This is a genomic window from Bacillus cihuensis, from assembly GCF_000504145.1.
GTDB classification, from domain to species: domain Bacteria; phylum Bacillota; class Bacilli; order Bacillales; family DSM-1321; genus Peribacillus; species Peribacillus huizhouensis.
This window is the reverse complement of the sequence record NZ_AYSD01000017.1, coordinates 133,248-142,549: the sequence shown is the minus strand read 5'-3', so window position 1 is coordinate 142,549 and position 9,302 is coordinate 133,248. Positions and strand designations below refer to the sequence as shown.

The window sequence follows — 9,302 nt, the reverse complement described above, 5'->3', positions numbered from 1 at the left end:
AGTGTAATGGATGGCTTTAAAATCGTCATTATTGTTGCCGCTATGCTAATGGGCTTTATTTCTTTGATGGAATTGATTAATGTTGTCTTTTTAGGTGTATTTCAGGTTTCTTTCCAAACGGTTATTGGCTATATTTTTGCACCAATCGCTTTCTTAATGGGTGTTCCATGGGCAGAAACTGTACAAGCAGGTGGAATTATGGCGACAAAACTTATTACAAATGAATTTGTGGCCATGTTGAATTTTGGTGATATTTCAACCCATCTTTCCGATAAAACCATCGCCATTGTATCGGTTTATTTAGTGAGTTTTGCAAATTTTGGAACAGTCGGTATTGTGGCTGGTTCCATCAAGTCCATCAGTGAAAAACAAGGGAGTCATGTTGCGAAATTTTCTTTAAAATTATTGTTAGGTGCTACTTTAGCATCGGTAATTTCAGGCACAATTATGGGTATTGTAATGTAAATAATATATAGAGGTGAAATAGGATGACTAAAAGAAAAATTATTATGGATTGTGATCCAGGACATGATGACGCGATTGCGATTATTTTAGCCGCAGCACGACCAGAATTGGATATTTTGGGGATTACAACCGTTTCTGGAAATGCAGAAATTGAAAAAACGACGATGAATGCATTAAAAATTTGTGATTTAGTTTCATTAACGGATGTTGTAGTTTCAAAGGGGGCAAGTGACCCTTTGATTCGAGTACGAGAAACTGCACCTGGTATTCATGGCGATTCAGGTTTAGATGGTCCTGAATTACCTGATCCGTCTCGCAGCTGGAGTGAAGAGCATGGCGCAGATACAATCATCAGACTAGTAAAAGAGTCAAAAGAGCCTGTTACTATCCTTCCAACAGGACCATTAACCAATATTGCTATTGCTTTATCAAAAGCACCAGAAATTAAGAACAATATTGAAGAAATCGTTCTTATGGGTGGTGGAACCTTTGGCAACTGGACGCCAACGGCTGAATTTAATATTTGGGCAGATCCAGAAGCCGCAAAAAAAGTATTTGATAGTGGGATTCCAATTGTTGTGATGGGATTAGATATCACACATCAAGCCTTGGCCACAACAGAAGTTATCGATCAAGTGAATCAAATTGATAATAATGTTGCAAAAATCGTTGGCGAATTATTAGTGTTTTTTGCATCCACATATAAAGAGATGTTCGATTTTGATGGGGCGCCGGTACACGATGTATTAACGGTCGCATATTGTGTGGCACCAGAATTGTTTAAGCTGAAAGATGTGAATATTACCGTAGAAACGAAAGGCGAGTTTACCGCAGGAACCACGTTGATTGATCTACATGGGGTCACAGGTAGAAAAGTGAATGCGAAGTTTGGATTAGAACTTGATGTAGAAGGCTTTTGGAAATTAATGATTGAGGCACTAAAAAAATACTAGAACGTCGTAGCTTTTGCTCTCTGAGAGCAAAGGCTACAAACCATCCGTATCATTATAAACAACTCATAAAAAAAGATATCGATTTGTATGTTGCAAAAAGTGCACTGCACCGACAAAAAAACCATCAGATAAAAGGATTTTCTCATCCATCAAGGTTCGTTATTCTATTTCTGAATACTAATATATTGAAAAATAGGAATCTATTTGCTAGAAAGTGTTAGAAAAGTTCTATCATGATTCTTCATTTCGTAATAATAAGCAAAGACTCTTTAATGTGTGAAGTCTAGCGGTAAAAATAAATAAGTCGTTGTAGTTCCTTTCTACGTATTCATCAATAACGTCTATCCCTTTTCTAAATCGCTCAACTAATAAATGAGTATATTTTTCATTCCAGCTAAACTGATTAATTCTCTGAAGTTCATCAGCTAGTATTTGGAACTTATACTCTTCAACAAAAAGTCTTATTTGATATACTTTATCCATATTTATAAATAGGCTGTTTTTCTTACCCTGACTTTTATAAACAAATTCGATAAATCCATGTAGATTATCAGCTAAAAGATTGGCAATTTTCATATTGAAATTCATATTTCCAACTCCTCATATCATTAGAACCTTTCTTTTCTTTCATTCCTTTTAAATTCTTCTAAATTCAAGAAAAAGAAGAAGTGAGAATGAATTTTAGTATGGTAAAATCAAACTTATTCAGTGTGAATCCGAGGTGTTAAAGATTGAAAAAACAACCAACCAAAAACAAGGAAAAGCAAACTGCCCGCATGATGGCGTACTTTATTAACGCTACGGCTGACATTATCGAAAAAGAAGGGGTTGATAAAGTTACGATCAGGAAAATCGCTGATATAGCCGGTTATAATAGTGCTACTATCTATAATTATTTTGAAGATTTATCCCATCTCATTTTCTTTGCTTCTATGAGCATTGTAAAAAAATATACGGATGCACTACCCACATATATTGAAAAAGCAAGTACACCGATTGAAAAATATTTTTTGATTTGGGAATGCTTTTGTAAATATTCCTTTGAATCGCCAAAAATCTACTATGCGGTCTTTTCGGCTAATTTAGGTACTCATCCTATTAATATGAAAAAATATTATGACTATTCTCCGGAAGATTTGGTAGTCTATCTGAATAACGATGATTTAAAGCACATGCTTATCGAATCTAGTCAGTCCAAGCGAACATTTATCGCCCTAAAACAATGTATCAACGAAGGGTATATTCAAGAAAGGGAAGCGGAAGAGATGGCAGAACGCCATTATTTAATCTGGCAAGGGATGCTGACGATGTTCATTAATAACAGATCGACCTATACAGTCGATGAAGCAACCGAAGTCATTCTTAATCATATACGCAATTCGGCGTCTTTCCATGTAAATTAAAAATATTATTTTGACAGCAAGCCTTTATCATGATAATATGGCTATTAAATTCAAAATATTATAAAGTGTTAAAAAACTCTTATTGAGAGTGGTGGAGGGACTGGCCCGATGAAACCCGGCAACCATTCAACAATTTTGTTGAAAAGGTGCTAAATCCTGCAAAGTTTATTGCTTTGGCAAATAAGAGAGGATTCCACATGTGATGAAAGCCTCTCTATTTTAAGAATAGGAGGCTTTTTGTGTTTTGGAATGTGTAAGTTAAGAGATTAAAATAAAAATTTCATAGAAAATGCACCAGGTACTGTGTAAAAGAATGAATCAGTTTAAAAGGGAAGAACGGTGAAAATCCGTCACGGTCCCGCCACTGTAAAGGTGAGCAACTTATCAAACAGCCACTGTTTCATATGGAAATGGGAAGGGATAAGAAGCAATGAACCTAAGTCAGGAGACCTGCCTGTTGTATGCGCTTGTACTCTACGGGGATATAGGGAGAGTGATGAATACGTGTTGGGGAAATTAGAATGTCTCAACTCTAGTTAAGTGTGCGTATGAATCTCTCTTTTCTTATAGAAAAGAGAGATTCTTTAGTTGAGGATAAAAAAATCAAACATACAGGGAGTGTGCAGAACAATGAGTAAAGTCAGAAGCTCGAATTTAGGTTATCCTAGAATTGGTGAAAATCGTGAATGGAAAAAAGCACTTGAACAGTTTTGGGCAGGTAAACTAGAAAAAAAGGAATTCTTAGAACAAATTGAGAAGATTCGTTTACAGCATCTCGAAAAGCAAAAGAATCAAGGAATTGACTTGATCCCAGTTGGCGACTTTAGCTTGTATGACCATGTCCTTGATACGGCCGTTATGTTTGGGATCGTACCAAAGCGCTTTGAATACGATGGAGGCAAAGTATCGCTTGATACATACTTTGATATCGCTCGAGGCACGAAAGGTGCCGTTGCATCTGAAATGACGAAATGGTTTAACACAAACTATCATTATATCGTTCCAGAGCTGGACGGAGCAGTACCTACTCTTGTAGAAAATCGCCCACTTCAATTTTACAAAGAGGCTAAACAACAACTTGGTATTGATGGAAAGCCTGTTATCTTAGGTCCTGTAACATTTGTCAAGCTGTCAAAAGGCTATAAAGAGAATGAGACTAAAGCAGTTGTTGATCAATTTGTCCCACTTTATGCTGACATTTTACGAGAGTTGCAAGAAGAAGGGGTAGAATGGGTGCAAATCGATGAACCGATTTTATCTACAACTATTTCCAAAGAAGACCTCTCCCTATTAGGTGAAGTCTATCAAACATTGCATAAAGCAGCACCGAACGTAAAGGTCATTTTACAAATGTATTTTGATAGTGTGGAATATTATGAAGATGTCGTCTCATTACCTGTTCAAGGGATTGGACTAGACTTTGTACATGATCGCGGTCAAAACCTGGCTGCCTTGAAAAAACACGGTTTTCCAGAAGATAAGGTACTTGCTGCTGGAGTTATTGACGGACGTAACATCTGGCGTGCACGACTTGATGATAAGGATGCAATTCTTGCAGAGATAACGGAAATTGTTTCAAAAAATCAACTGATTATCCAGCCTTCATCAAGCTTATTACATGTACCTGTAACAGTAAAAAGTGAAGAAACTCTTAATGACGTCTTAAAAGATGCGCTTTCTTTTGCTGATGAAAAGTTACATGAAATTGTGATACTGACAAAAGGCCTTCAAAATGGCAAAGAATCGATCGGAAAAGAAATTACAGCAAGTATAGAAGCCGTTCAAACGCTAAATGAATCATCATTTCGAAACAATATTCAAGTCCAAGAAGCCATTCAAAACTTGCATACGTATCAAGCAGAACGTGAAGCAGTCTTTAACGTTCGTCAAGGGATTCAGGAGAAGGCTTTCCAATTACCACTTCTTCCAACTACAACAATTGGGAGCTTCCCACAAACACAAGAAGTAAGAAAACAGCGTTTAAAATGGCGTAAAGGCGAGCTCACGGATGCGGCATATGGAGAATATATAAAAGCGGAAATTAAAAAATGGATTGAAATTCAAGAAGACCTTGGCCTAGATGTTTTTGTACATGGAGAATTCGAACGTACAGACATGGTTGAATTTTTTGGTGAAAAATTAGAAGGCTTTCAATTTACCAAATTTGGTTGGGTACAATCATACGGCTCCCGCTGCGTGAAGCCACCACTTATTTACGGGGACGTGTCATTTAAAGAAGCAATGACAGTTGAAGAAACCGTATATGCCCAATCGTTAACAGACAAACCTGTAAAAGGTATGCTAACAGGTCCTATTACCATTTTAAACTGGTCGTTTGTACGCGACGATATTGCTCGTAACGAAGTAACCAATCAAATCGCGCTTGCGCTAAGAAAAGAAGTAGAGGAACTAGAGAAAAATGGTATAAAAATGATTCAAGTGGATGAGCCGGCCATTCGTGAAGGGCTGCCGTTAAAGCGTGAAAACAGGGATAGTTATTTGAACGCTGCCGTATATGCATTTAAACTGGCAACAACATCTGTACAAAACGATACACAAATTCATACTCATATGTGTTATTCAGACTTTAAAGAGATTATCGATGCCATTAAAGCGCTCGATGCAGATGTTATTTCTATTGAGACGTCAAGAAGTCACGGAGAATTAATTTATGCCTTTGAAGAAAATACGTATGATAAAGGTATTGGTCTTGGTGTATATGATATTCATAGTCCACGCGTACCTAAAATTGAAGAATTGACAAGAAACATTGATCGTGCCCTTCAAGTCCTTGATCCAAAATTGTTCTGGATCAATCCTGACTGCGGTTTGAAAACACGTGGAATAAATGAAACCGTAGCAGCACTAGAAGTCATGATTGAAGCGGCGAAACAAACGAGAGAAAAGATTGGCGCGAAATATACACTCAATGTATAAGATGCGAAAAGAATAAAAGTTGATGCCCAAAAGGGTCTGACCTCACACTCTATCCTCTGTATATCACAGATGTGGGGGTCTGACCCTTTCTTTATGAGTCAGTGCATTTTGTGTATGAAAAAATTAACCTAATCGTTAAAAAATAGACGAAAGAGGTTTGGATCCTTCATCTTTTTTACCCCAAAATTTAGGTGTAACATCTACAGCATTAACGAGATTACTGTACGAATCCTTCAGGTATTTACTCGTCGTCGCAATATGGCTATGACTAGCTTACATCTTCTGGCCTTTGCAATATCATGATTTGTAGCCTTTAACATCCATTACAAAAAGAATGCCTATACATATGGGGGCTAGCTTTCCTTTTGGCAAGCTGTAGCCTTCAAAATGTCAATCATCTATTCAAGAAAGGGAATTTATTCGGGAAATAAACAAAAAGTGTTAGCGTTTACAAAATAACCTTGACAGATTGTTCAAATGTGACTATTCTGAATATAACAGAAACTAAATATGAGCGAATGACGGTTGTGGGAGAGTGCAATGTGACAAGCCACCGAAGGAGCAAGTTCCAAAAAGACCCTTGGAACCAATCTCTCAGGTAGATGGAACCACAATCGGACGCACCTCTGGAGAGCGCGTATACAGTAGTACGCCACCAAAGGGGAACGACTCTATGAAATATAGGGTTAAACTCTCAGGTAAAAGGACAGAGAAGGGTAGAGAAAAACACGCTACCCTTTTCTGTCCTTTTTTGCGTGCAAAAACGGGAGCGTATCTTCACAGTTTTCTTGGAAAAGAAGATTGCTTAAGGGAAAAGCGTTACGAGTTATGACGAAGTAAGTAAAAGATGGTGACATAAAAAACTTTCGAGGGGGAGTACAAATGAGTTTACAGCAAAATGATTCTATAATTTTTGGAGCGATTGAAAAGGAACGGGAACGCCAACATCAAACACTTGAGTTAATTGCTTCAGAAAATATCGTCAGCGAAGATGTATTAGAAGCGATGGGAAGCGTGATGACAAATAAATATGCAGAAGGGTATCCAGGAAAGCGTTATTATGGCGGATGCGAATTTGTTGATGTGGCAGAACAAACAGCAATCGAACGCGTAACGGAGCTATTTGGCGCTAAATATGCAAATGTTCAGCCGCACTCAGGAGCACAAGCAAATTTTGCTGTATTTTTCGCACTCCTTCAGCCTGGTGATAAAGTAATGGGCATGAATCTATCACATGGTGGACATTTAACACACGGAAGCCCTGTGAGTGTTTCAGGAAAATGGTTTGAAATTGTATCTTATGGTGTGAGAGAAGATACGCAAGTCATTGATTATGATGAATTGGAAGAAATCGCGAAGAAAGAGAAGCCGAAATTGATTATTGCAGGAACAAGTGCTTATCCAAGAACGATCGACTTTGCTCGCTTTAGAAAAATTGCCGATCAAGTCGGCGCAAAACTGATGGTCGATATGGCGCATATTGCTGGGTTAGTAGCAGCTGGACTTCATCCATCTCCGATCCCATATGCAGATGTTGTGACAAGTACGACACATAAAACATTGCGTGGCCCACGTGGCGGTATCATCTTAACAAATGATGAAGAGATGATTAAAGCGGTTAATAAATCAATATTCCCTGGTATTCAAGGTGGACCATTGATGCATATCATTGCTGCAAAAGCGGTGGCTTTCAGAGAAGCTTTACAACCAAGTTTTAAAGACTATGCTAAACAAGTTATTGAAAATGCGGCAATACTTGGCGAAACCTTAAAGAATGAAGGGGCTGCCCTCGTTTCAGATGGAACAGATAATCATATTGTCCTATTAGATTTACGTCCATGGAATTTAACTGGAAAAGAAGCTGAGAAATTATTAGAAGAAGTAGGCATTACCGTTAATAAGAATACGATTCCGTTTGATCCAGAGAAACCGTTTGTTACGAGTGGAATCCGTATCGGAACAGCTGCCTTAACAACTCGTGGCATGAAACAAGATGAAATGGTGAAAATCGGTAAAGTGATCGCAGACGTATTAAAAAATAAAGGCGATGAAGCCGTTCTTGAAAAAGCAAAAGCAACGACTAAAGAGATTTGCAGTTCGTACCCGTTATTCCAACAAGCAGTTACGGTGTAATAAAGGAGGAGAATCATGGAATTCCAAAGTTGTTTTGATATAATCGGCCCAATTATGGTCGGACCGTCGAGTTCTCATACAGCTGGTGTTGTTTCGATTGGAAAATTTATTTATGACCTGTTAGGGGATTATCCAGAAGAGTGCAACATTGTATTTTATGATTCGTTTGCTGAAACTTATCAAGGACACGGAACAGATAAAGCACTTCTAGGCGGATTGCTTGGTATGAATACGGATGATTCCGGTATCAAGTTCGCGTTGGAAAAAGCAGAAGAGTATGGGATGCAGTATCAATTTGAATTCGAAGATAAATGTGAATATATGGATCATCCCAATATAACGATTGTAACGGCAAAACGTGATGATCGAGTTTTCAAGGTTGGTGGTGTGTCACTCGGAGGCGGCTTATCGAAGATTTTTATGATTAATGATGAAATGGTATCGATTCGTCTTAGCGCTGGAGATGATTTTTCAATCCTTGCAAAACCTTATCAACAGAAAGAGAAAGCATTGGTGAAGGCGATATGATGGACATTCAATCTATGAGAGAGCTTATTGAAGCTTGTGAGCGGGAAAATAAATCCATTAGCGACATGATGTTAATGGTTGAAGCAAAAAAGTCAGGAAGAGACGAAGCAACGATTATTAGCATGATGGAAGAGCGATTGATCAAAATGAAAGAAGCAGTGGATAGCGGGATTAAAGACGCTTCCACTGCGCCTAGTGGCATTTCTGGTGGCGACGCTGTAAAGATGGCTGAATACGTTCAGCAAGGTAAATCATTATCAGGCGATTATATCAGTAATGCAATGAGTTTTTCATTAGCTACGTCTGAAAATAATGCCCGAATGGGAGTTATTGTGGCTACGCCAACTGCTGGAGCAGCAGGAATTTTACCAGGTGTATTATTTTCGCTTCATAAAAATGACGGAACACCTTATAAAGAGCTAGTAAAAGGTTTGTTTACGGCAAGTATGCTAGGACTAGTCATTGCCAATCGCTCGTTCATCTCAGGTGCTGCTGGCGGCTGTCAAGCAGAGGTCGGATCTGCAACGGCGATGGCAGCTGGAACAATCGTTGAGTTAAAAGGTGGAACGCCCGAGCAAGCCGTCAATGCAACTGCGATTGCGATGAAATCCCTTTTAGGCTTAGTATGTGATCCGGTCGGAGGGCTTGTTGAAGTGCCTTGCATCAAACGAAATGTAATCGGTACTTCTATTGCCTTCTCGGCTGCTGATATGGCGCTTGCCGGTATAAAGAGCCGGATTCCGTGTGATGAAGTCATTGAAGCGATGTATAAAGTGGGAACGGATATGCCGCGGACGCTTAGGGAAACTGCTCTTGGTGGACTAGCCATGACTGAAACAGGTAAAGAGGTAAAAGAACGTCTATTTTGCAGAAAATCTTAATC

General features: G+C 38.6%; 8 protein-coding genes, 1 pseudogene and 3 riboswitches. Of the genes and pseudogenes, 7 read left to right on the top strand and 2 right to left on the bottom strand.

Annotation, left to right across the window (positions count from 1 at the left end; translation table 11 throughout):
* Together V179_RS0104255 and V179_RS0104250 are read left to right on the top strand one after the other, a co-directional pair.
* Nucleotides 1–465: nucleoside transporter C-terminal domain-containing protein (locus tag V179_RS0104255; protein ID WP_028390423.1), on the top strand; the 465-nt coding region annotated here is incomplete at its 5' end.
* Nucleotides 466–488: 23 nt separating this feature from the next.
* Nucleotides 489–1,418, top strand: coding sequence for a nucleoside hydrolase (locus tag V179_RS0104250; protein WP_028390422.1), 930 nt, complete (start codon nt 489–491; stop codon nt 1,416–1,418).
* A 231-nt stretch (nt 1,419–1,649) separates the two neighbouring features.
* On the opposite strand, the gene V179_RS0104245 is transcribed toward V179_RS0104250, so the two are convergent.
* A complete protein-coding gene (locus V179_RS0104245; protein ID WP_028390421.1) occupies nt 1,650–2,006 on the bottom strand; it encodes a hypothetical protein in 357 nt (118 codons plus the stop codon).
* Between the two features lie 143 nt (nt 2,007–2,149).
* Here V179_RS0104245 and V179_RS0104240 point away from each other — a divergent pair, with 143 nt between their 5' ends.
* A complete protein-coding gene (locus tag V179_RS0104240) occupies nt 2,150–2,821 on the top strand; it encodes a TetR/AcrR family transcriptional regulator (RefSeq protein WP_028390420.1) in 672 nt (223 codons plus the stop codon).
* Nucleotides 2,822–2,897: 76 nt separating this feature from the next.
* Nucleotides 2,898–3,008: riboswitch (SAM riboswitch) on the top strand.
* A 92-nt stretch (nt 3,009–3,100) separates the two neighbouring features.
* Nucleotides 3,101–3,293, top strand: a riboswitch (cobalamin riboswitch).
* 158 nt (nt 3,294–3,451) lie between these two features.
* Complete coding sequence (gene metE / locus V179_RS0104235) at nt 3,452–5,758, top strand: 5-methyltetrahydropteroyltriglutamate--homocysteine S-methyltransferase (protein WP_028390419.1); 2,307 nt, start codon at nt 3,452–3,454, stop codon at nt 5,756–5,758.
* A 135-nt stretch (nt 5,759–5,893) separates the two neighbouring features.
* Here the strand turns inward: metE and V179_RS32135 are convergent.
* Nucleotides 5,894–6,142, bottom strand: a pseudogene (locus V179_RS32135) (hypothetical protein); the annotation flags it as partial.
* Between the two features lie 134 nt (nt 6,143–6,276).
* Nucleotides 6,277–6,379, top strand: a riboswitch (glycine riboswitch).
* Between the two features lie 261 nt (nt 6,380–6,640).
* Between V179_RS32135 and glyA the strand changes: the two are divergent.
* From glyA to sdaAA, 3 genes are read left to right on the top strand one after another with little or no spacing between them, the layout of a single operon-like run.
* A complete protein-coding gene (gene glyA / locus V179_RS0104225; protein WP_028390418.1) occupies nt 6,641–7,891 on the top strand; it encodes a serine hydroxymethyltransferase in 1,251 nt (416 codons plus the stop codon).
* 15 nt (nt 7,892–7,906) lie between these two features.
* A complete protein-coding gene (locus V179_RS0104220) occupies nt 7,907–8,419 on the top strand; it encodes a serine dehydratase beta chain (protein ID WP_028390417.1) in 513 nt (170 codons plus the stop codon).
* Nucleotides 8,419–9,300, top strand: coding sequence for an L-serine ammonia-lyase, iron-sulfur-dependent, subunit alpha (gene sdaAA / locus V179_RS0104215; protein WP_028390416.1), 882 nt, complete (start codon nt 8,419–8,421; stop codon nt 9,298–9,300). Before V179_RS0104220 ends, sdaAA begins: the two co-directional genes overlap by 1 nt.
* Nucleotides 9,301–9,302: the final 2 nt, after the last annotated feature.

What these genes read in the sequence shown, in the direction of transcription:
- V179_RS0104250 (WP_028390422.1), top strand. Translation starts at nt 489, where the DNA reads ATGACTAAAAGAAAAATTATTATGGATTGTGATCCAGGACATGATGAC.
- metE (WP_028390419.1), top strand. Translation starts at nt 3,452, where the DNA reads ATGAGTAAAGTCAGAAGCTCGAATTTAGGTTATCCTAGAATTGGTGAA.
- glyA (WP_028390418.1), top strand. Translation starts at nt 6,641, where the DNA reads ATGAGTTTACAGCAAAATGATTCTATAATTTTTGGAGCGATTGAAAAG.
- V179_RS0104245 (WP_028390421.1), bottom strand. Translation starts at nt 2,006, where the DNA reads ATGAATTTCAATATGAAAATTGCCAATCTTTTAGCTGATAATCTACAT.
- V179_RS0104220 (WP_028390417.1), top strand. Translation starts at nt 7,907, where the DNA reads ATGGAATTCCAAAGTTGTTTTGATATAATCGGCCCAATTATGGTCGGA.
- sdaAA (WP_028390416.1), top strand. Translation starts at nt 8,419, where the DNA reads ATGGACATTCAATCTATGAGAGAGCTTATTGAAGCTTGTGAGCGGGAA.